Here is a 20,990-nt window from a genome sequence, read left to right as displayed (position 1 = left end):
TTACACGCCAAGATTGCAAATAGTCGAAAAGATCATTTGCATAAAGCAAGCACCAAGCTTGTGAATGAAAATGCATTGATTATTGTAGGTGACTTGAGTGCTAAAAAATTAGTAAAAACCAAAATGGAAAAATCTGTTTTGGATACAGGATTTTCGGCACTAAAAACAATGCTCAAGTATAAATGCGAGAACGCAGGCGTATTGTTTGAAGAAGTCCAAGAAGCCTATACCACCAAAATCTGTTCGTGCTGCGGTGAGATCACCTCAAGTAGTCCCAAAGGTAGTACAGATCTTGGAATAAGAGAATGGGAGTGCATGAGCTGTGGTACAGCTCATGATCGAGATATAAACTCAGCTTTAAACATTCTTGCGCTTGGGAATAAGCGTCTAGCTGTAGGAATCACCCTCTTTTAAGGGGGGGAGGATGTCAAAACCTCAAAACCGAGCACATGGTTTTACTGCATCGACCTCACCCTGAAAATGAAATCAAAGGTGGGGCATTGAAAGCTGTAAAGCAAGCACTCAAGCAGGAGGGTTTTTTATGAGTTATTTTAAATACAAAGGTTATCTCGGGACGATTGAACCAGACCTTGAAACAGGTGAGTTGTTTGGAAAATTGGCGTTCATTCGAGATCTTATTACTTATGAGGCTGAAACCTTAAAAACACTTGAGCAAGCTTTTCAGGAATCGGTAGATGGATATTTAGATTCTTGTGCAGAATTAGGGAAGAAACCTGATCAGCCATTCAAGGGAACATTTAATGTTCGTATCAGTCCTGAATTACATCGCAAAGCTGTTTTAGCTTCGGAGGAGAGTTCTTTGAATGCATTTGTGAGTGATGCAATTCAAGAGAAATTAATGCGCTTAGGTGTATGATTTTATCAATGCTATAAACTTTATTCTATATTCAATTTAAAGCATAGCGACCTATTGCTATACAGATCGCTATGTTTTTTTGTGTGAAAATTACTTCTTCTTACGTTTTAAGCGTTTCTTCGCCTGTTGTGCAGCAAGAGCCTCTAACGCCTCACGCAATTCTTCATCGCTAAAGGTGGTGATGTGTTGCAGCATCTGTAAAGTCACATCATCCAACACCAAATTGGCGTATTGTGCGACGTTTTTAAAGTTATCATCAAACACAATCGCATTGTCACTGTTGGTGCTGATATAACCTTGCTGAGTTAAGACTTTAATAAAGCTTTGGAACAAGGCTTTGTCAAAGAATTCAGGTGAGTTGAATTCATACAGCACCGACAAACGCTGACCGACCAAATGGCTGAGTTCTTCGACCTGACGTGCCGAAATATTGCCTGAGCCGCGTTGTGTAATCAGCGCCAGTGTCATGTAATAACGCTCTAAACTCTGCATTACAGGTGCAGCCAATACTACCAACTGGTTATGGTCTTCACTATTTGGTGCAGGTGAAATTAAGTTGCCTTCCGCATCTTCAGAAATCAATTTGGCCTGAATTAACGCTTCTACATAGGCACAAATCCGTTCTTTGAGTTCCTGATCTTGCCATTTCAAGAACAACTCGGCTTTCAGGAACGGATATAAGGTGCGGATGACGTTGATTAAATCGCCACGACGAATCGAACCATTATGTTTCACCAATGCTGCAATTAAAGATGGTAAGACAAAGGCATGCAAAATATTGTTGCGGAAGTAGGTGAGTAACACCGCCTGATGGTCTTCAATCGCGATAATATCGCCCAAAACGTGCTGCACTCGTTTAATCAGTTTGAGTTTTAAGCCGTAGGCAATAATTTCTTTACCTGATAATGGTGTGACTTGAGTGCGCTCATCATAAGGCAGGGCAGTGAGCAGATTACGGTAAGTGTCTAACTGCTTCACACAAATTTCTTCATCCAAGGTATGTTTTGGTGTTGCCAGTAAAATCAGCGATAACAAAGATACCGGGTTAATTACCGCAGCACGGTTAATGTTTTCCAAAATCGCATGTGCTGAAGTATTCACTGCATCTGACACTTGTGGTGGAATAGGATCATCATTTTTTTCAATGCTGATGTGTTCGGCATCGTGTTGTTTTAGAACATCATCTAAAAACACAGGTTCGCCAAAATTGACATGCACCTTGCCAAAAATCCGTTCAATCTTGCGCATGGTTTTTAAAATGCCCATTAGCGATTCAGATTCTTTTGGCTTGCCTTGCATTTCACCGACATAGGTTGAACCTTCCATCAGGCGTTCATAACCAATATAAGTTGGCACAAAAGCAATCGGTTTAGCACGACCACGCAAATGACTGTGAATGGTCATGGCGAGCATGCCTGTTTTTGGTGGCAACAAGCGGCCTGTACGTGAACGTCCACCTTCAATAAAGTATTCAAGCGGCGTGTTACGCGACAAAATACTGAATAAATATTCTTTAAAGACGGTTGTGTATAAGCCGTTGCCACGGAAAGTACGACGGATAAAAAACGCACCGCCACCACGAAGCAATTGACCTACAAATGGCATATTCAGGTTATCGCCCGCAGCAATGTACGGCACCATCATGCCGCGTTTGTAAATCACATAAGACAGCAATAAATAGTCGATATGACTGCGGTGACATGGGGTATAGATAATTTCATAGTCTTTGGCCAGTTCGCGCACGGTACTAAAATTATGCACTTCCACGCCATCGTACAATTGTGTCCATAAGCGGGTCAGTGCCATATCGGCAAAGCGTACCGCTGCATGAGAGTAGTCCGACACGATTTCATTTAAATAACCAATCGCACGACGCTCGGCTTCAATCACGCTAATTTTACTGCGTAAACTTTCACGACGAATGGCATCTTGCACATCGGGAGATTTAATCAGACTGAGCATGACATTGCGGCGGTCAGACAAGTCTGGGCCAAGTACGACTTCACGTTGTCCATCTAAGTAATTATTTAGCGTGTTAACAATAAAGGTCGCAGGCGACAGGTTGGGATGCTCGGTTTTGGCATGTTCAATCAAAGCACGTAAAGATTGCGGCTCATGAAACTCCAAATAAGACTGACGACCATGTACCCCAATATTCATCAATTGTTTGACTGTACCTGGGGTTGCCCATGTATCGGTAAACAGCAATTTAAACCATGAATCTTCTTTGTCGGGAGAGCGTCCCCACAACACGGTTACAGGCACCAACTCAATATCAATTTCTGGGTGCTGTTCTAATTGTTCAATTAAACGCAGCAAGCGTGGTGGGAAAGCATAAGGTGGTGGATTGAGTAGGTTGTTTTCATCGTGATGCTGTAAAAACAGAATCGAGGCTTTTTCCTTATGTGAACCCATCACTAAAGGATCCAGCGCAGGGCTGAGTTTTAAACGACGTGTTTCACCATCAACGACCAAGGCATTACTGCGAGAGTGGTTCTGCAATACATAACAGGTGATGGTAGTACGTGAGGTATCTGAGTCTGCATTTGCTGCATCCTTGACAGGGACTTCACCCAGAACATGCGGTGTCACCACAAGGTCAAGCAGCTTGCCTGAAAGCTGACGATACATTTGACCAAAACCACGCTTGGACATACTCACTCCTACTTCATCACCCAAGTCCCTAGCTGGTAGGGAATTTATTTTGCGCCATTGTATCTAATAATGGCACAGCATTTTTAGATAATTTGCATGAATATTGTTAGATTTTATCGTTAAAAATCGTCTTTTTAGCAAAATAAACGTAATTCAGGGTGACACAAGGGTCAGTCTTAGATGAGTAAAATACTCAGAATTTATGGCAAAATAGCGCTAAGATTTTACGGTTCAGTTTCTGAATCGATTTCGCTGCAACATCCCGCCGCTTGGCCATAAATAAGGTTAGTCATGAACGCACTTACGCAAGAATTGGTTGAACTTCTTCGTTTAGAAAAGTTGGAAGAAAATATCTATCGAGGCATTAGCCGCAACTTGGTAGGCAAGCGCGTCTTTGGTGGGCAGGTTTTAGGACAGGCTTTGCGTGCTGCTTCTTATACTACAGATCGTCCTGCGCACTCCTTACATGCTTATTTCTTGTTTGGTGGAGATGTCAACGCACCCATTATTTATGAGGTTGACCGCTTACGAGATGGTAAAAGTTTTTCTAGCCGTCAGGTGCGTGCCATTCAGCATGGACGTACTATTTTTACGGCAATAGTGTCGTTTGCGCCATTGGAAGAAGGCTTGAACTATCAAATTTCAGAGCCGAATTATCCCGCCGCTGAACTTTTAAAAAATGAAGCTGAATTAAAACAGCATATTGTTGAATTTGTACCTGAAAACGTTCGCGCCAGTTTTATGCGTGATCGTCATGTTGAAATTCGTCCAATTAACCCGAGCAATCCTTTTTTACCCCAGCCTGAAGCGCCTGTTTATGCGCACTACATTCGTACCCATGACAGCATTTCACCAGAAGTGGATGAAGTTTCTTTACATCAGGCCATTGCCGCATTTTATTCAGACTTCACGTTAATGACCACAGCACTGCGTCCACATGGTTTAAGTTATTTATCGCCAAGTTTGCAGTGTGCCAGTATTGACCATGCCATGTATTTCCATAAGCCATTCCGTGTAGATGACTGGATGCTATATGACATGGATGCGACCATTAGTAGCAGTTCGCGTGGTTTGAACTTTGGGCGTATGTGGCAAAATGGTGAATTGGTGTGTAGTACTAGCCAAGAAGGACTGATTCGTTTACGTGAAATTGAAACTCAATAATACATTTTGGGTGAAATTTACCTTAATTGGCCGACTGTCATGCAGTCGGTTTTTTGTTGCCTGTATACATGTGCTTGGGCTGTGCTCAAAAATATTTCTCGATTCAACCCACGCTGCATGGCATAGTCCACACATCACATTAAAAAATTAAACAGCGTATGAGCCTCAATACACAAATATTCATTGCCGCAATTTTGGGTGTGGTGTTTGGTTTTATACTGAATTTATTTCCTGATACCGCATTTTTTTCTGCCAGTTTGTATGGCATAGGCATTGTGAGCAGTATTTTTATCGGCTTACTGAAAATGCTGTTAATCCCGCTTATTTTTAGCTCGATTGTGGTCGGGGTATCGAATTTACAAGCCGTGGGGCAGTTAAGTCGAGTCTGGAAAATTACTTTGGCATGTTGTGTTACCACTACTACGCTGGCTTTAATTCTAGGTTTGGCCTGTGCGCATTTATTCGCTGTCGGCAAAGGTGTAGATATTGTAATGTTTCAGGATGCGATGGCGCAGCATCAACCTCCAGATACGCTTACACCTTCTTCTTTTTTTACCAACTTCATTCAAAACACCTTAATCAATCCATTTAAAGCTTTTGCTGAAGGCAATGTTTTGGCGGTAGTGATTTTTGCCTTGTTGGTGGGTGTGGCGTTGGTTAAAGGCGGTGAGCACTTTAAAACGGTACGTAAACTCAGCCAGCAATTTTTTGAAATTATGATGTTGATGATTGGCTGGGTAATGAAACTGGCACCATTTGGTATTTTTGCCTTATTGGCCAAGTTGGTTGCCACTGAAGATATTTCGGTGCTTAGCCGTTTGGCAGAGTTTGCCGCCGTTGTGACAGGTACCACCATTTTTCATGGTGTGGTGGTCTTGCCTTTGCTGTTATGGGTTTTTGGCAAGATGGATCCGATCACCTTTTTTAAAGGTACACGTGCGGCGCTGATCACTGCTTTTGCCACTAGTTCCAGTTCGGCCACCATGCCGCTGTCTATGAAATGTGCACAGGAAAATTTAGGTGTACGGCCGCAAACAGCAGGCTTTGTGATTCCGCTAGGTACACAATTAAATATGGATGGAACGGCCTTGTATGAGGCAGCCGCAGCACTGTTTATTGCCAACTTAATGGGGCTGGATTTAAGTTTGGGGCAACAACTGATTGTCTGTGCGACGGCCATGATTGCCTCACTCGGTGCGCCTGGTATTCCAAGCGCAGGTATGGTGACGATGATTATGGTATTACAATCGGTGGGTTTGCCTGCAGAAGCGATTGCGATTTTATTGCCGATCGACCGTTTGTTGGATACTGTGCGTACTGTGGTCAATGTGCAGGGCGATATGATGGTTAGTGTGGTGGTCGATCGGCATACTCGTGATGACCCTGCACTGCATTCCTGATAATGGGTTTAAAATCGAATCAAGTTTTCAGCATCATCCTGTTTTATTGTGCTATGTAAAGACATGAGCCAAAGCAGATTAATCCCAACATGGGCTGTAGGCCACTTCCCAAATATGACCATCTAAGTCCTGAAAATAACCTGCATAACCGCCGTAAAAGGTGCTCTGTGCAGGTTTTAAAATTTTCGCACCTGCATTTTTTGCTTGTTTCAATACCTGATCGACCTCGAGTGGGCTATGTACATTATGTCCTAAAGTGATTTGTGCAGCACTGCTGGCTGTACCTGTTAAGCCTGTATCTTGTTGTAAACTTTGTTTAGACCATAAAGTCAGTTTTAAGCCTGCTTGCAGTTCAAAAAAGACCACCGCACCTGGTTCAAATTCCTGTCCAATAATGCCTTCAGTTACAAGTCCTAAGCCGTCGCGGTAAAAGTCGAGTGCACGTTGTAAATCTTCTACCGCTAAGGTAATCACTGAAATGTGTGCTTGCATGTTTGATCTCCTTATCGCATGTAATTGTTTAATGTCTAATTGTTATGATCTTGACAGTAGGGCATTTCTGGCTGCGTTGTAAAGTGCAACTTTGGTGGTGAGAGAGATTGTGATTACGGCGTAAAACTGAAAGTGGACATACAAATAAAAAGTCCTATTCGAGATTGAACGAATAGGACTTTATGTTATCGACCAATAGTCAGTAATTTAACGGACTATTTGGTTTTGGTATCAGATGTGGCTGGATCGTCTATATCTAAAGATTCAGGCTGATCAACATCAACATCAACATCAACATCAACATCAACATCAACATCAACATCAACATCAACATCAACATCAACATCATCGCCAGTGGCTTCTGGAATGCTGTCTAAATCAAATTGATGCGCTTGTTCTAAGGTGAAGTTTAAGCGTCCGCCCATCACACTCGCAAGCTCTTCCAAACCTTGTTTGTTGAGTGATGAAAATAATTGAATCGAGAAATCTAGTTTCATCTTTTTCAACTGCTGTTTGACTTCAAGCAATACTTTATTGGCAGGGCCGCGGTTGAGTTTGTCCGATTTGGTGAGCAATACATGCACGAACAATTTACGTGAATATGCCCACTCCAGCATCATCACATCAAAGTGCTGTAAGGGATGGCGAATATCCATCAGTAACACCAAGCCTTGTAAACTTTTACGATGAATCAAATAATTTTCGAGTTCTTTTTGCCACACAATTTTCATGGCTTCAGGTACGGCTGCATAACCATAACCGGGTAAATCGACCAAACGCTGTTCGGGGTTGCCCAAACTAAAGAAGTTGATCATTTGAGTACGACCCGGTTTTTTAGAAGCACGTGCCAATTGTTTTTGATTGGTTAAAGCATTAATTGCACTGGACTTACCTGCGTTGGAGCGTCCTGCAAAAGCCACTTCGTAGCCAGTATCTTCTACACATAAATTCAGTTTAGGCGCACTCATTAAAAACTCGGCTTTACGCAGCCAGTTTAAGGCGCGAACAGAGTATTCAGTAATGGCAGGGTCTACTTTTTTCTCGTAGCTAATTTTCTGCCGTGGCTGTGCTGCTGCCTTACTGTTTTTCGATTTTCCTCTGCTATGGTGCATAACTTAACTTCAATTCATGGTCTACAAACAGGCATTATAAAGCAAGTCATACAGGCAAGCGACCTTTGCGCCCTGAATGCCCGAAAAAAGCAACATCTAGGATGATATTGCTTTGACCGTTTAAGTTACTTTAAAGATGAATCAGCGGGATTGGAGATTGTGTACTGAACTGTAAATTGGGTACAGGCTGTAGCACTTCACCCAAGCTGTATTGATCTAAGCTTTGATAAAACTGTTCCATTGCCTGATTGAGAATGCCTTTTAGTCCACATTGCGCACGCAGCACGCAGGGCGGGGTATTACACTCTACAATTTGATTTTCACCTTGCAGGATTCTCACCACATGACCTAAACGCAAAGGCAATGCTTCAGGATGCAAGCGAATCCCGCCACCTTTACCACGAGTGGTAATTAGCCATCCTTGCTTACCCATAAAGTGAACGATTTTTACCAGATGGTTCTGGGAAACATGCAAATCCTGTGCAATTTCCGCAATGGTATAGGGTACATCTCGAGGACGCGAGATATACATTAAAATACGCAGCGCATAGTCGGTGAATTTATTTAATTGCATGATCGCACAGATGTTTTTTTTAAATACAAATAAATTAAGGCTAGTCTAGCATAACTAGACTAGCCTTACCTATTAGCTTTTAACGCTTTAGATTAGTGGCGAACACCACCTGTACCAAACGCTTCGCTATGGATTTGCTCATCTTTGATGCCACGCGCAAGTAAAGCTTTACGCTGTTCTGCCATGAATGGCATTGGACCACATAAGTAGTAATCTGCATCGGCTGGTAACAGCGCTGCATCTACAGTGCTGAGGTCTAAACGACCTGCAACATCGTAATCTTGACCCAGTACATCACCTTCGTTCGGGAACTCATACGCAGTCAACGTATGAATACGTGGACATTTTGCAGTTAAGTCTTGGAGATGCTGTTTCATGGCATGTACTTGTTTGCTACGACATGCGTGAATAAATGTCACAGGTTGTGGCACATCTAAAGTCACCAATTGATTCAACATTGCAATCATTGGTGTTAAGCCAACGCCGCCACTAATGAAGACATTGCGTTTGTTGCTGTCGATGAGGAAGAAGTTACCTGTTGGTGCAGATACTTCAACTTCAGAACCTTCTGGTAATTGGTGCAATACGTTCGATACCCAACCTGCAACTTTATCTGCACCATTGCCTGGCTCACGTTTTACAGAAATACGTAAGTAATCTTGTTGTGGGCTAGTCGATAGCGTGTATTGACGTGGTTGCTTCAAGCCAAGTTCAGGTACAAATACGCGTACTGAAATATATTGACCTGCTTCGTATTTTGGTAAATCGCCACCATCTACTGGCTCGAAGTAGATTGAAGTGATTTCGTCACTTTCTACAACTTTCTTGGCAATTTTGAAATTACGCCAGCCTAACCAGCTGCCTTTAGTTTGTTCGTGTTGTTCGTAGATTGCACGTTCAGCATTAATAAACACTTCTGCTAACTGACCATAAGCAGCTGCCCATGCATCAATTAGAGGATCTTCCATTGAAATATTTAATACTTCGCTAATAGAGTGAAGTAGGTTTTCGCCCACAATATTATAGTCAGGTGCTTGAATGTTTAAGCTCACGTGTTTGTGGGCAATCAATTCAATCACAGGCGCAAGCACAGAAGGATCTTCAATGTTTTCAGCATAAGCCAATACAGCACCTGCAAGCGCTTGAGCCTGCGCACCACTACGTTGGTGACCCATGTTAAAGGTTTCTTTTAGATCAGGATTATTCCCCAACATGCGGTTATAGAAATAACCAGTCAGTGCGACACCATTTTCACGGAGTACAGGAACAGTTGCTTTTACAAGGTCAATTTGCTGTGGAGTCATGTTCGATCTCTCATGGCTGTTATTTATAAGATGTATTTAAAATACATCTTATAAATAAGGATTGCAAACATTTTTTTGTGAAACCTTAAAAAAATTATGGATTATAAAAATATCCCATTATTTTTAAAGTTTTTATGGGGTTTGTAGATGTGATAACTAGAGTTTTGTAAGTATTCATTCAGGTTTTGGGTGGCACATCCATGAATGAAATCTATGCAAACCTCATCGTTTATAACATGCTATTTCTTACCAAATAATGACCCTAACAAACCTCGTACAATTTTCTGTCCTGTAGCCCCCCCTAAGCTGCGTGCTGCGCTTTTGGCAAAGGTACCCACAATATCTTGAGTCAGTTTTTCACGCTGTTTGGCAGCGCGTTCTGCTTCTTTTTGCTGTTCGCGGGCTAGACGTTCTTGCTCGCGCGCTTGTTGTTTGGCGAGTGCTTCGGCTTCTTTTGCCTCTTGCTTGGCGCGAGCTTCAGCTTCTTTGGCTTCAATTTTAGCTTGTTCTGCTGCTGCGGCTAGTTGCTGACGTTGTTCAACTTTTTGTTGCAGCATTTCATAAGCACTTTCACGATCTAATTGCTGCTCATACACACCTGCAATAACACTCTGGCTGATACAGGCTTGACGTTCTTCTGTGCTAATTGGGCTAAACGATGAGTAGGGCGGCATTACCCAAGCGCGTTCTACAATTTGCGGTGTGCCTTGTTCATCTAAGCAACTAATTAAGGCTTCACCTACCGCAAGTTCGGTAATGGCTTGTTCAACTTTAAAGTCTGGGTTGGCACGGAATGTATCTGCGGCAGTTTTTACTGCTTTTTGGTCTTTGGGTGTAAAAGCACGTAAGGCATGCTGAACACGGTTACCCAATTGTCCCAATACGCTTTCAGGCAAGTCCAGCGGGTTTTGGGTCACAAAATAAATCCCCACGCCTTTAGAGCGAATTAAGCGTACCACTTGTTCAATTTTTTCTTGTAGCGCGCTGCTGGCATTGTCAAATAACAAGTGTGCTTCATCAAAAAAGAACACCAGTTTTGGCTTGTCCATATCGCCCACTTCAGGCAATTGTTCAAACAGTTCTGATAACATCCATAATAAAAAGGTGGCGTACAGTTTTGGCGTGTTCATGAGTTTGTCTGCAGCCAAAACATTAATATTGCCGCGTCCCTGACTGTCAGTTTGAATAAAATCCAAAATATCCAAACTCTGCTCACCAAAGAATTTATCACCGCCCTGATCAGCTAAAGCCAGTAAATTGCGCTGAATCGCACCCAAACTGGCTGGAGAAAGATTGCCATACTCAGCTTTAAATTCACTGGCGTGTTCGCTGACATAGGTCAGCATGGCTTTTAAATCTTTAAAATCAATCAGTAATAAACCCTGATCATCGGCAATACGGAATACCGCAGACAACACGCCCTCTTGGGTGTCATTCAGGTTCAGCATTTGCGCCAATAATAACGGGCCAATTTCAGAAATGGTGGTACGAATCGGATGACCTTGTTCGGCAAATAAATCCCAAAACACCACAGGAGATGCTGCAAACGGAATGCTTTCGATACCTAAGCTCTTAATACGTGCATCAAACTTTGGGCTGCTGCTGCCTGCTTTGGCTAGACTGGAAACATCGCCTTTGGCATCGGCTAAAAATACGGGTACACCAATTCGTGAAAAGCTTTCTGCCAAGACTTTTAAGGTGACGGTTTTACCTGTACCTGTTGCACCTGCAATTAAACCGTGGCGGTTGGCAAACTGTGAATGTAAAACCACGTCTTGTTGAACGTCGGCAGTTTTTTTACCAATAACGATTGGTGTATTCATTGACTTGAAAACCTCTATATAAATTTTTGTCTTTTGGAATACTTAAATTTCCCTTATGCACGGATTCGTGATTTAAGCCTCTTTTTTGGTTTATTGTGTTACATGTTAAGGTATTTTTACTTTATTGTTGAAATTGTATCCATTTTTTTTGTAATATTCACCATTCATTTTATTTTTAATAACATTATGAAAAATAAAATTTTAATTTAATAGCTTTTATTAAATAGTTTGAAAACGGTTAGAGGGTATAAATGAAACTTAACAAACAATTATTAGCAATGTTAGTGGGAACATCTGTATTTTTAACGGCATGTGGTGGTGATTCAGATAGCTCAATATCTACAAAGCCTACTGATCCAGTTCCACCAGAACAGCCAGACGAAACGCTTACTACTATTCAAGATGTTGCAACTGTAGTAAGTGAAAAGGCAAATATTGCAGTTTTTGGTGCAGTGAATCCTAAATATTTTACAGAGACAGCATTAACATCAGGTCGGACTGTTTTATTGTTAGATGATAATGTGACAAAAGCAGCTGGATTTGCTTCACAGGTTGATTTAACTGCTTCATCGGCACAGAATCAAGCGAAAGTGAGATCCGTTGTATTAAATCAAAATTTAGATGAATTTAGTAAATTCTATTTAGCTGCATTTACTGATGCTCTTATCCAGCAAAATGCAAAAGTCAATATTTTAACTAATCGTGTATCTACGAATGCTCAAGGTGAAGTGGTTAATGTAATCTTGGATATTGATTTTTCTAATGCCAATGAACTGACTAAAGTTCGTGATCTGTTGTTATCTGTATTAAATTCAAATTCATCTGTTACTACTCCTGTAGCCGTACAAGCAAGTGATAAAAAATTACGTCTCAATCTATCTTTTTGGCTTGCAAACCAATTAGGTTATATTTGGGGAAATACTTACGTAGCGAGTAATAGTGATCAAGTTAACCAAGTATATGGTGATTTGAATATTGCTAGTGCTTTAAGTAGCAATGCGGTTATTGAAGTGGCTACAGTAAAAGAAACTTTTACTCAAACAACACAATCTGCAAATGCGGTTGACATTTTATGGAATATTGATTCTTCAGGTTCAATGTCTGAAGAACAGCGTAACTTGGCTAATGGTGCTGCACAGTTCTTTAAATCATTGAATCAAGCAGGTGTAGATTATCGTTTAGCAGTGAATACGCAGGATGCGTACGCATGTAAGTCGCTTAGAACTTTAAAAGATAAAACGACTAATTTTATTGATAGAAATACACCTGATGCAGAGCAAGAGTGGGCAACCTTGGCTCAACCTGGAACTTATGGTTCAGCTACTGAAACAGGTTTTTACTGCGTTCGTGAAGCAGATTTGACTGGTTTTGACCGTCCAAACGTGAAGAATTTAGTGGTGTTTGTTTCAGATGAGCCTGAAAATGAAACATATTGGCAGTCCAGTCCAGTATATAGTAACTATACACGACGAGATTTTAATGATTATAAAAATTATTTCTTGTCTACAAACACTACCTACTTTTCGATTGTAGGTACATCTGATCATATTCGTCCAACTTTTGCAGATCCTACAATTTCTTGGAGTACACCAGGATTCGAATGTAATGGTCAAGGTGGATCAGCAGAGGGCGGTGGTCATTTTAAAGAGATTGCACGGTTGACTGGTGGGGCTTCTGCTTCAATTTGTGCGGATGCCACAAGCTGGAATGTAGTATTTGATGACATTATTCGTGTAGCAACCGGTCTTGCAAGTCAGTTTAGTTTAAAACAGGTACCAGTACCTTCAACTGTTAAAGTGACAGTAAATGGTCAAAATGTTGCGCGTGATACAACACATCGACAAGGCTTTGATCTAGTTTATAGTAATTCTGGCGTAAGTTTAGTGTTCTATGGAACAGCTTTACCAAAAGCAGGTGAGACTGTTTCAGTAAGCTATGATTACTTTAAGTAAAGCGAAACAATAATGTAAAAAATTGGGCAAATTGCCCAATTTTTTATGTCGATATTTAAGCTAAGACTTTTAAAGCTTGTTGAATATCCTGAATCAGATCTTCCGGATGTTCCAGACCAATACAGAAACGAACCAGAAAACCCTCCTTCAAATGTGAATGTTCAAGCACACGCATTTCTTTTAAGTTATATAGCATGACCAGACTGACAGGACCACCCCAGCTAAAGCCAAGCTTAAACAGTTTTAAGCTGTCACAGAAATTGCGAATATCTTGCAACTTGTAGTTATTGTCAAAAATCACGCTGACCAAACCTGCGCTGTGTCCATCGCGGCAAATTTCTTTCCAATACGCATGCCCCGCAGATGTGGCATCGGCAGGGTGCAACACCTGAGCAAATTGTGGTTGTAGTTTCAGCCAGTTGAGTAATTCAATTGTGCTTTTTGCTTGGTGCTCATAACGTAGTTGCATCGAAGCCAAACTGCGTTGTACTTGCGCGACATCATCCCCCGATACGCAAATACCTTGAATGGCATGCATACGAAACAGTTGATGATGTAAGTGTTGATCACGGGTCACGACAGACCCCATTAAAATGTCACCACCACCACTTGGGTATTTGGTCAGGGCATGCACGGTCATATCGACACTTAAATGTTCATTGCCAAAATCAAAAGCATTAAAGGCAAGACCTGCACCCCAGGTATTGTCCAGTGCAGTCAGAATGTTATGGGCTTGGGCTTTTTTTAACAGACCAACTAAGTCCGGAAACTCCAGTGTCACCGAACCAGCCGCTTCGAGCCATAACAGTTTGGCTTTATCGCTTGGGCTAAAGCTTTCTACCTCCAACGGGTTATAGACCTTGACGGCAATGCCATAACGCTGCTGCAGATTACGCAGATGCTCCATATTCGGACCATAAATATTGTCCGGAACCCAGACCTCATCACCCTGGCTTAACAAGCAGGAATTGACCAGATTAATCGCAGAGAGGCCGCTCGGCGCCAGCAGGTGATACAGACCGCCTTCGATCTGCGCGATGTGATCACCTAACGTAAAGGTCGTCGGTGTGCCATGTGTGCCATAGCTATAATCATAAGCATCAGTCCAGTGTCGATTAAACAGTGCATCTGTGTTTTCAAAGATAATGGTCGATGCACGAAATAGGGGAGGCTGTACCGTTTGAATATATTGTGGGGCACGTCTTGGTGCATGAATTAAAGCAGTTTGAGCATTTTTCTTCACAGGTTCACTCAGAAAATAAGCAAATATTGAGTTTAGCTTAAGAGAAATACTGGCTTTAGGCTATAAAAAGCTGCACTACAAGACATGCCTTGAACTTGGCGCTATTTTTGCAGAAGCTGAAGTATAGAAAATACAAAGGATGATCCAGATGAAAGCACCACTAAGCGTGCATTATTTTCAGCATAGTGCAGGTGAAGGTTTTGGAAGTTGCTATGACTATTTAAAGCAGATGGGGGCGAATATCACTGCAACCGAATTTTTTGCTTTACCGCCTGAGCAAAATATTGAAATTGAAGCCTTACCCAAAGTTGAAGATATTGACCTGTTAATTGTGATGGGCGGTGCCATGAGTGTAAATGATGAAGTACATTATCCATGGTTAAAAACAGAAAAACGCTGGATTAGGCGTTATTTGGCGATGGGTAAACCTGCAATCGGTTTGTGTTTAGGTGGGCAGATGATTGCCAATGCGTTGGGTGCAGCAGTGAGTCCTAATCCTGAACAGGAGCGCGGTTGGCATCCTGTCTATAAAGTCGAAAATATACCAGAAAGCTGTTTCCAAATGCCTGATCAAATCTCAGTGATGCAGTGGCATGGCGAAACTTTTGAATTACCTAAGGGCGCGGTAAGACTTGCCAGTAATGCCGCTTGCACCAATCAACTGTATCAAATTGGGAAAAACGTACTAGGATTTCAGTTCCATCCAGAAATTACCCCACGGGCTTTGCAGTTGTTTTTGGACAATGCTGAAATGAAACCTGCATTTTCAGGCATGTATGTACAACCCGCGCATGAATTAAAACAGATGTCTGCAGCACAATTTCAGGCAGGCAACCAATTAATGAATCGTGCAATAGATTATGTTTTAGCACAAAGCAAACTTAGGGAATAAAGTCATGGATTGTGGAGTGAACACAAAAAATGAAAGTTAGTCATGGTGAGGATGATTTGCGCTGTCAAGGTAGAGGAAATGGTCAAAAAGCAGATTACCTACATTTACACTCAATAATTGGATAGGAATGCTGCCTAACTCATATATAAAGTGCTAATCGTATATTTTAAAAAGAGAAATCGGCAGAGCGTGAAAAATAAAGCAATAAAGCCAAAAAGAGATTTGCTTATGCATTAAACAATCGTTATAATGGGCGACCCTTTATGCAAGGGGGTTAACTGCGAAGAAAGTAGTTAACATCGTGACAGTCGTGGCATCGATCATGACCTTAGTGATAATTCACTGCCTTTGACACTTGCCTTAAATTAGTGGGGTGAGATGCGTCAAGGGTGATTCTTTATATATTTGGCTTGGAGTTAACTGGTATGTCTAACCAGAGAATTCGTATCCGTTTGAAGTCTTTTGATCATCGTCTGATCGATCAATCTGCTCAAGAAATCGTAGAAACCGCTAAGCGTACTGGCGCACAAGTTTGTGGTCCAATCCCGATGCCAACTCGCATCGAACGCTTCAACGTTTTAACATCACCACACGTAAACAAAGATGCGCGCGACCAGTATGAAATCCGTACTTACAAGCGTTTGATCGACATCGTTCAACCTACAGATAAAACTGTTGATGCGTTGATGAAATTAGATCTAGCAGCTGGTGTTGATGTTCAGATTGCATTGGGTTAAGGCTTTCGGTTAATTAACACTCTAAGTTAATTAGGCCGCTTTTTTAGAGGTTTATGCACATGGCTATTGGTTTAGTCGGTCGCAAGTGCGGTATGACCCGTATCTTTACAGATGCTGGTGTTTCTGTACCTGTTACAGTGATTGAGGTTGATCCTAACCGCATCACTCAAATCAAAACGCTTGAAACAGATGGTTATCAAGCAATTCAGGTTACTACTGGTGAACGTCGCGAATCTCGCGTAACTAACGCTCAGAAAGGTCACTTCGCTAAAGCGGGTGTTGCTGCTGGTCGTTTAGTTCAAGAATTCCGTGCTACAGAAGCTGACCTTGAAGGTCGTGAAGTTGGCGGAACTATCGGTGTAGATTTGTTCACAGTAGGTCAGATCGTTGACGTAACTGGTCAGTCTAAAGGTAAGGGTTTCCAGGGTGGTGTTAAGCGTTGGAACTTCCGTACTCAAGACGCTACTCACGGTAACTCTGTTTCTCACCGTGTTCTAGGTTCTACAGGTCAAAACCAGACTCCTGGTCGCGTATTCAAAGGCAAAAAAATGGCTGGCCATTTAGGTGCTGAACGCGTAACTGTACAGGGTCTTGAAATTGTATCTATCGACACAGAGCGTTCAGTTCTTGTTGTTAAAGGTGCGATTCCTGGTGCGACTGGTGGTGACGTAACTGTACGTCCTACGATCAAGGCTTGAGGGGAAATAACGTGAATTTAAATACTGTTTCCGGCTCTGCTGTTGAGTTATCTGAAGTTGCGTTCGGTCGTGAATTCAATGAAGCACTTGTACACCAAGTTGTTACGGCTTACTTAGCTGGTGGTCGTCAAGGCTCTAAAGCTCAGAAATCACGTGCAGACGTTGCTGGCGGTGGTAAAAAACCATTCCGTCAAAAAGGTACTGGCCGCGCTCGTGCTGGTTCTATTCGTAGCCCAATCTGGGTTGGTGGTGGTAAAACTTTTGCTGCTCGTCCACAAGATTGGTCTCAAAAAGTTAACCGCAAAATGTACCGCGGTGCAATGCAATGTATCTTAGCTGAACTTGTTCGCCAAGATCGTCTTGTATTGGTTGAAGAGTTTGCTGTTGAAGCTCCTAAAACTAAAGAGTTGCTTGCAAAACTTAACGACTTGAATGCAACTCGCGCATTGATCGTAACTGAAGCTGTAGATGAGAATCTATATCTTGCAGCGCGTAACCTTCCACACGTTGATGTGGTTGATGCTACTGCAATCGATCCTGTTAGCTTGATCGCGTTCGACAAAGTTGTAATGTCTGTTGCTGCTGCTAAGAAAATTGAGGTAGAACTCGGATGAACAACGAACGTTTATATCAAGTCCTACAAGGACCTGTATTTTCAGAAAAAGCACAAGTTTTAGGCGAAACTGCTGGTGTTCAAGTATTCAAAGTTGCATTAAATGCAAACAAACTTGAAATCAAAAAAGCAGTTGAGCAATTATTTGGTGTGGAAGTTGTTAAAGTTAACACGACTATCACTAAAGGTAAGACTAAGCGCTTTGGTCGTACATTAGGACGCCGTTCTGATGTTAAAAAAGCATACGTCACCCTGAAAGCTGGCCAAGATGTTGAAATGGCTGACTTGGGCGATACCGCTGAAAGCGCAGCGGAATAAGGACGAAATTTATGCCGATTCAAAAATGTAAGCCAACGTCTCCAGGACGTCGCTTTGTAGAGAAAGTCGTTCACGACCATCTTCACAAAGGTGCGCCTTATGCGCCGTTGGTGGAAGCTAAAAAACGTACTGGTGGTCGTAACAACAACGGTCACATTACTACACGTCACGTTGGTGGTGGTCATAAGCAACACTACCGTATCGTAGACTTCAAACGTAACAAAGATGGCATTCCTGCTGTTGTAGAGCGTATTGAATACGATCCAAACCGTACTGCACACATCGCATTGTTGAAGTATGCTGACGGTGAACGTCGTTATATTATTGCGCCTAAAGGTTTACGTGCTGGTGATCAAGTTCAATCTGGTAACGATGCTCCAATCCGCCCAGGTAACTGCTTGCCACTTCGTAACATGCCAATCGGTGCTACTCTTCACAACATCGAACTTAAAATCGGTAAAGGTGCTCAATTAGCGCGTTCTGCTGGTACTTCAGTTCAATTGTTGGGTCGTGACGGTTCATACGCTATCGTTCGTCTACGTTCAGGCGAAATGCGTAAAGTGCACGTTGAATGTCGCGCTGTGTTAGGTGAAGTATCTAACTCAGAAAGCAACCTTCGTTCACTTGGTAAAGCAGGTGCTTCGCGCTGGCGTGGTGTTCGTCCTACCGTTCGTGGTATGGCAATGAACCCGGTTGATCACCCGCACGGTGGTGGTGAAGGGCGTACTAAAGGTATCCAACCTGTAAGCCCATGGGGTCAAAAAGCTAAAGGGTACAAGACACGTACCAACAAGCGTACGACTAAGATGATTATTCGCGACCGTCGCGTTAAGTAACAAGTAAAGGAATCTGACAATGCCTCGTTCTCTGAAAAAAGGCCCATTCGTCGATGCGCACTTGTTCGCTAAGGTTGAAGCGGCAATCGCGGCTAATAACCGTAAGCCGATCAAAACTTGGTCGCGTCGTTCGATGATCCTCCCAGATTTTGTTGGTTTAACAATTTCTGTTCACAATGGTCGTAACCATGTTCCAGTGATTATCTCTGAACACATGGTTGGTCATAAACTCGGTGAATTCGCGCCAACTCGTACCTATCGTGGTCACGGTGTTGACAAGAAGTCTAAACGTTAATAGGTGCTATGATGGAAGTAACTGCTAAATTACGCGGTGCCGCTATCTCGGCACAAAAAGCACGTTTGGTTGCAGATCTTATCCGCGGCAAATCTGTTGCGCATGCACTTAACATTTTAAACTTCAGCAACAAAAAAGCTGCTGTTTTAGTTAAGAAAGCATTGGAATCTGCAATTGCAAATGCTGAACACAATAACAGTTTAGATGTAGACGACCTTAAAGTATCTACGATTTACGTTGATGAAGGCATGAGCCTTAAACGTATTATGCCACGTGCTAAAGGCCGTGCAGATCGTATTACTAAGCGTACTTGTCACATCACCGTTAAGGTAGGGGTTTGATATGGGTCAGAAGGTTCATCCAATCGGTATCCGCCTAGGTGTTGTGAAACGTCATAACGCTAACTGGTATGCGAATCCGAAACAATACGCTGAATACTTGCTTAAAGACCTTCAAGTTCGTGAGTTTTTAACTAAAAAACTTAAGAACGCAATGGTAAGCAATATTCTTATCGAACGTCCAACGGGTGCTGCTAAAGTAACAATTAGCACTGCGCGTCCTGGTATCGTAATCGGTAAAAAAGGCGAAGACATTGAGAAATTACAACGCGAATTAACATCTATTATGGGTGTTCCTGCGCAAGTAAGCATCAACGAAATTGACCGTCCAGACTTAGATGCACGTTTAGTTGCTGAAGCAATCGCTTCTCAATTAGAAAAGCGTGTAATGTTCCGTCGTGCTATGAAGCGTGCGGTACAGAACTCTATGCGTGCTGGTGCTAAAGGTATCAAAGTTGAAGTTTCTGGTCGTTTAGGTGGTGCAGAGATTGCACGTACTGAATGGTATCGTGAAGGTCGTGTACCTTTGCATACACTTCGTGCGGACATCGACTATGCAACTATGCGTGCTGAAACTACTTACGGTACGATTGGTGTTAAAGTTTGGGTATTCCGTGGTGAAATCTTGGGTGGCATGAAGCAAGTCATGAACCCAGCACCTGCTGAAGAACGTCCAGCTAAACGCGGTCGCGGTCGTGGTGAAGGTCAAGAGCGTCGTGGTCGTCGCAATGATCGTTCTGCTGAAAAAGGAGAATAATCCATGTTGCAACCTAAACGTACTAAATTCCGTAAGGTGCAAAAAGGCCGTAACACTGGCTTAGCGCACCGTGGTAGCTCAGTATCTTTCGGTACTATCGCTCTTAAATCAGTTGAACGTGGTCAAATGACTGCGCGTCAAATTGAAGCGGCACGTCGTACAATCAGCCGTCGTATTAAGCGTGGTGGTAAGATCTTTATCCGTGTATTCCCAGACAAACCAATTACTTCTAAGCCTCTTGAAGTGCGTATGGGTAAAGGTAAAGGTTCTGTGGAATATTGGGTTTGTCAAATCAAACCAGGTAAAGTCTTGTACGAAATTGATGGTGTGAACGAAGAATTGGCGCGTGAAGCATTTACGCTTGCTGCTGCTAAACTTCCGTTTAAAACCACTATCGTGACTCGGACGGTAATGTAATGAAAACTAAAGATCTACGTGAAAAGTCGGTAGAAGAGTTGACAGCTTTGCTTGATGAGCAACAGCTTAACCAATTCCGTCTTCGTATGGCGAAAGCAACTGGTCAATTGGGTAAATCGCATGAAGTTGCGCTTACTCGTAAAACTATTGCACGCATCAAGACCCTCCTTACCGAAAAACAGGGGAACGGGCAATGAGTCAAAATACAGTCCGCACGTTAACTGGCAAAGTTGTAAGCGACAAAATGGAAAAATCTATTGTTGTCCTTATTGAACGCCAAGTTCAACACCCGTTGTATGGCAAATTGATTCGCCGTTCAACCAAATTACACGCTCATGATGAGAACAATACCGCCAAGATTGGTGATGTTGTAACCATCAAAGAAAGCCGCCCAATGTCTAAAACTAAGTCATGGACTTTAGTTGAAGTTGTTGAAGCTGCTGCTGAGTAATTAACGTTCTTGTTGCATCATCGGTCAATTTCGAGTACTCTT

24 protein-coding genes are annotated in these 20,990 nt (G+C 42.4%); 17 read left to right on the top strand and 7 right to left on the bottom strand.

The genetic code is table 11. The features are described 5' to 3' along the window. Window positions 1–414: RNA-guided endonuclease TnpB family protein (locus tag FTT71_RS09175; RefSeq protein ID WP_180160893.1), on the top strand; the 414-nt coding region annotated here is incomplete at its 5' end. Window positions 415–541: 127 nt separating this feature from the next. Then, the gene (locus tag FTT71_RS09170; protein ID WP_004974672.1) at window positions 542–877 is read left to right on the top strand and encodes a type II toxin-antitoxin system HicB family antitoxin; all 336 of its coding nucleotides are present in this window, start codon (window positions 542–544) and stop codon (window positions 875–877) included. 90 nt (window positions 878–967) lie between these two features. On the opposite strand, the gene plsB is transcribed toward FTT71_RS09170, so the two are convergent. Then, window positions 968–3,532, bottom strand: a complete 2,565-nt coding sequence (gene plsB, locus FTT71_RS09165) for a glycerol-3-phosphate 1-O-acyltransferase PlsB (protein WP_180160892.1) — start codon at window positions 3,530–3,532, stop codon at window positions 968–970. Between the two features lie 291 nt (window positions 3,533–3,823). On the opposite strand from plsB, the gene FTT71_RS09160 reads away from it, so the two are divergent. Then, window positions 3,824–4,696 (top strand): acyl-CoA thioesterase II, encoded by an 873-nt coding sequence (locus FTT71_RS09160; RefSeq protein WP_180160891.1) that lies wholly within the window; start codon window positions 3,824–3,826, stop codon window positions 4,694–4,696. 158 nt (window positions 4,697–4,854) lie between these two features. After that, a complete protein-coding gene (locus tag FTT71_RS09155) occupies window positions 4,855–6,096 on the top strand; it encodes a dicarboxylate/amino acid:cation symporter (RefSeq protein WP_180160890.1) in 1,242 nt (413 codons plus the stop codon). 78 nt (window positions 6,097–6,174) lie between these two features. On the opposite strand, the gene FTT71_RS09150 is transcribed toward FTT71_RS09155, so the two are convergent. The 5 genes from FTT71_RS09150 to FTT71_RS09130 all read right to left on the bottom strand — a co-directional run bounded on the left by FTT71_RS09150 (window position 6,175) and on the right by FTT71_RS09130 (window position 11,401). Continuing rightward, entirely contained in the window at window positions 6,175–6,588 is a 414-nt protein-coding gene (locus FTT71_RS09150; protein ID WP_004974684.1) for a VOC family protein, read from the bottom strand. A gap of 215 nt (window positions 6,589–6,803) precedes the next feature. After that, on the bottom strand, window positions 6,804–7,700 hold the full coding sequence (yihA, locus tag FTT71_RS09145) for a ribosome biogenesis GTP-binding protein YihA/YsxC (protein WP_180160889.1): 897 nt from the start codon (window positions 7,698–7,700) through the stop codon (window positions 6,804–6,806). Window positions 7,701–7,830: 130 nt separating this feature from the next. Beyond that, window positions 7,831–8,274 carry an Rrf2 family transcriptional regulator gene (locus FTT71_RS09140; RefSeq protein ID WP_004974689.1) on the bottom strand — a complete coding sequence of 148 codons (444 nt, stop codon included), beginning with the start codon at window positions 8,272–8,274 and terminating at the stop codon, window positions 7,831–7,833. A gap of 92 nt (window positions 8,275–8,366) precedes the next feature. Further along, a complete protein-coding gene (gene hmpA / locus FTT71_RS09135; protein WP_004974691.1) occupies window positions 8,367–9,578 on the bottom strand; it encodes an NO-inducible flavohemoprotein in 1,212 nt (403 codons plus the stop codon). Window positions 9,579–9,817: 239 nt separating this feature from the next. Further along, window positions 9,818–11,401 carry a helicase HerA-like domain-containing protein gene (locus FTT71_RS09130; protein ID WP_180160888.1) on the bottom strand — a complete coding sequence of 528 codons (1,584 nt, stop codon included), beginning with the start codon at window positions 11,399–11,401 and terminating at the stop codon, window positions 9,818–9,820. A gap of 251 nt (window positions 11,402–11,652) precedes the next feature. Between FTT71_RS09130 and FTT71_RS13350 the strand changes: the two genes are divergently transcribed. Then, window positions 11,653–13,353: a vWA domain-containing protein gene (locus tag FTT71_RS13350; protein WP_225543809.1), complete on the top strand. Its 1,701-nt coding sequence runs from the start codon at window positions 11,653–11,655 to the stop codon at window positions 13,351–13,353. Window positions 13,354–13,408: 55 nt separating this feature from the next. On the opposite strand, the gene FTT71_RS09120 is transcribed toward FTT71_RS13350, so the two are convergent. Then, complete coding sequence (locus FTT71_RS09120) at window positions 13,409–14,596, bottom strand: PLP-dependent transferase (protein ID WP_180160887.1); 1,188 nt, start codon at window positions 14,594–14,596, stop codon at window positions 13,409–13,411. A gap of 148 nt (window positions 14,597–14,744) precedes the next feature. Here FTT71_RS09120 and FTT71_RS09115 point away from each other — a divergent pair, with 148 nt between their 5' ends. The 12 genes from FTT71_RS09115 (at window position 14,745) to rpsQ (ending at window position 20,948) form a co-directional block, all read left to right on the top strand. Then, a complete protein-coding gene (locus FTT71_RS09115; RefSeq protein ID WP_180008678.1) occupies window positions 14,745–15,488 on the top strand; it encodes a type 1 glutamine amidotransferase in 744 nt (247 codons plus the stop codon). A 425-nt stretch (window positions 15,489–15,913) separates the two neighbouring features. Next, complete coding sequence (rpsJ, locus tag FTT71_RS09110) at window positions 15,914–16,225, top strand: 30S ribosomal protein S10 (protein WP_000070912.1); 312 nt, start codon at window positions 15,914–15,916, stop codon at window positions 16,223–16,225. Between the two features lie 59 nt (window positions 16,226–16,284). Then, window positions 16,285–16,923: a 50S ribosomal protein L3 gene (gene rplC / locus FTT71_RS09105; protein WP_026438075.1), complete on the top strand. Its 639-nt coding sequence runs from the start codon at window positions 16,285–16,287 to the stop codon at window positions 16,921–16,923. A gap of 11 nt (window positions 16,924–16,934) precedes the next feature. Beyond that, entirely contained in the window at window positions 16,935–17,537 is a 603-nt protein-coding gene (gene rplD / locus FTT71_RS09100) for a 50S ribosomal protein L4 (protein WP_004974702.1), read from the top strand. After that, window positions 17,534–17,854 carry a 50S ribosomal protein L23 gene (rplW, locus tag FTT71_RS09095; protein WP_004974703.1) on the top strand — a complete coding sequence of 107 codons (321 nt, stop codon included), beginning with the start codon at window positions 17,534–17,536 and terminating at the stop codon, window positions 17,852–17,854. Before rplD ends, rplW begins: the two co-directional genes overlap by 4 nt. 11 nt (window positions 17,855–17,865) lie before the next feature. Continuing rightward, on the top strand, window positions 17,866–18,690 hold the full coding sequence (gene rplB / locus FTT71_RS09090; protein WP_004974706.1) for a 50S ribosomal protein L2: 825 nt from the start codon (window positions 17,866–17,868) through the stop codon (window positions 18,688–18,690). 19 nt (window positions 18,691–18,709) lie between these two features. Beyond that, window positions 18,710–18,985 (top strand): 30S ribosomal protein S19, encoded by a 276-nt coding sequence (gene rpsS / locus FTT71_RS09085; protein WP_004673001.1) that lies wholly within the window; start codon window positions 18,710–18,712, stop codon window positions 18,983–18,985. 11 nt (window positions 18,986–18,996) lie between these two features. Then, complete coding sequence (rplV, locus tag FTT71_RS09080; RefSeq protein ID WP_001982638.1) at window positions 18,997–19,326, top strand: 50S ribosomal protein L22; 330 nt, start codon at window positions 18,997–18,999, stop codon at window positions 19,324–19,326. A gap of 1 nt (window position 19,327) precedes the next feature. Next, complete coding sequence (gene rpsC, locus FTT71_RS09075; RefSeq protein ID WP_004974711.1) at window positions 19,328–20,080, top strand: 30S ribosomal protein S3; 753 nt, start codon at window positions 19,328–19,330, stop codon at window positions 20,078–20,080. Between the two features lie 3 nt (window positions 20,081–20,083). Further along, a complete protein-coding gene (gene rplP / locus FTT71_RS09070; protein ID WP_004691317.1) occupies window positions 20,084–20,497 on the top strand; it encodes a 50S ribosomal protein L16 in 414 nt (137 codons plus the stop codon). Then, the gene (gene rpmC, locus FTT71_RS09065; protein WP_004650482.1) at window positions 20,497–20,694 is read left to right on the top strand and encodes a 50S ribosomal protein L29; all 198 of its coding nucleotides are present in this window, start codon (window positions 20,497–20,499) and stop codon (window positions 20,692–20,694) included. The genes rplP and rpmC overlap by 1 nt, the downstream gene beginning before the upstream one ends. Continuing rightward, window positions 20,691–20,948, top strand: coding sequence for a 30S ribosomal protein S17 (rpsQ, locus tag FTT71_RS09060; RefSeq protein ID WP_004974714.1), 258 nt, complete (start codon window positions 20,691–20,693; stop codon window positions 20,946–20,948). Before rpmC ends, rpsQ begins: the two co-directional genes overlap by 4 nt. Window positions 20,949–20,990: the final 42 nt, after the last annotated feature.

Source organism: Acinetobacter sp. YH01004, from assembly GCF_013420455.1.
GTDB classification, from domain to species: domain Bacteria; phylum Pseudomonadota; class Gammaproteobacteria; order Pseudomonadales; family Moraxellaceae; genus Acinetobacter; species Acinetobacter towneri.
Note: the sequence above shows the minus strand (reverse complement) of the source record. Positions and strands in the feature narration are given on the sequence as shown.

Coding starts and splice junctions, on each gene's coding strand:
- rpmC (WP_004650482.1), top strand. CDS start 20,497: ATGAAAACTAAAGATCTACGTGAAAAGTCGGTAGAAGAGTTGACAGCT.
- FTT71_RS09170 (WP_004974672.1), top strand. CDS start 542: ATGAGTTATTTTAAATACAAAGGTTATCTCGGGACGATTGAACCAGAC.
- rpsQ (WP_004974714.1), top strand. CDS start 20,691: ATGAGTCAAAATACAGTCCGCACGTTAACTGGCAAAGTTGTAAGCGAC.
- FTT71_RS09160 (WP_180160891.1), top strand. CDS start 3,824: ATGAACGCACTTACGCAAGAATTGGTTGAACTTCTTCGTTTAGAAAAG.
- FTT71_RS09115 (WP_180008678.1), top strand. CDS start 14,745: ATGAAAGCACCACTAAGCGTGCATTATTTTCAGCATAGTGCAGGTGAA.
- yihA (WP_180160889.1), bottom strand. CDS start 7,700: ATGCACCATAGCAGAGGAAAATCGAAAAACAGTAAGGCAGCAGCACAG.
- plsB (WP_180160892.1), bottom strand. CDS start 3,532: ATGTCCAAGCGTGGTTTTGGTCAAATGTATCGTCAGCTTTCAGGCAAG.
- FTT71_RS09150 (WP_004974684.1), bottom strand. CDS start 6,588: ATGCAAGCACACATTTCAGTGATTACCTTAGCGGTAGAAGATTTACAA.
- rplV (WP_001982638.1), top strand. CDS start 18,997: ATGGAAGTAACTGCTAAATTACGCGGTGCCGCTATCTCGGCACAAAAA.
- rpsS (WP_004673001.1), top strand. CDS start 18,710: ATGCCTCGTTCTCTGAAAAAAGGCCCATTCGTCGATGCGCACTTGTTC.
- rplW (WP_004974703.1), top strand. CDS start 17,534: ATGAACAACGAACGTTTATATCAAGTCCTACAAGGACCTGTATTTTCA.
- FTT71_RS09140 (WP_004974689.1), bottom strand. CDS start 8,274: ATGCAATTAAATAAATTCACCGACTATGCGCTGCGTATTTTAATGTAT.
- rplP (WP_004691317.1), top strand. CDS start 20,084: ATGTTGCAACCTAAACGTACTAAATTCCGTAAGGTGCAAAAAGGCCGT.
- rplB (WP_004974706.1), top strand. CDS start 17,866: ATGCCGATTCAAAAATGTAAGCCAACGTCTCCAGGACGTCGCTTTGTA.
- FTT71_RS13350 (WP_225543809.1), top strand. CDS start 11,653: ATGAAACTTAACAAACAATTATTAGCAATGTTAGTGGGAACATCTGTA.
- hmpA (WP_004974691.1), bottom strand. CDS start 9,578: ATGACTCCACAGCAAATTGACCTTGTAAAAGCAACTGTTCCTGTACTC.
- rpsC (WP_004974711.1), top strand. CDS start 19,328: ATGGGTCAGAAGGTTCATCCAATCGGTATCCGCCTAGGTGTTGTGAAA.
- FTT71_RS09130 (WP_180160888.1), bottom strand. CDS start 11,401: ATGAATACACCAATCGTTATTGGTAAAAAAACTGCCGACGTTCAACAA.
- rpsJ (WP_000070912.1), top strand. CDS start 15,914: ATGTCTAACCAGAGAATTCGTATCCGTTTGAAGTCTTTTGATCATCGT.
- rplC (WP_026438075.1), top strand. CDS start 16,285: ATGGCTATTGGTTTAGTCGGTCGCAAGTGCGGTATGACCCGTATCTTT.
- FTT71_RS09155 (WP_180160890.1), top strand. CDS start 4,855: ATGAGCCTCAATACACAAATATTCATTGCCGCAATTTTGGGTGTGGTG.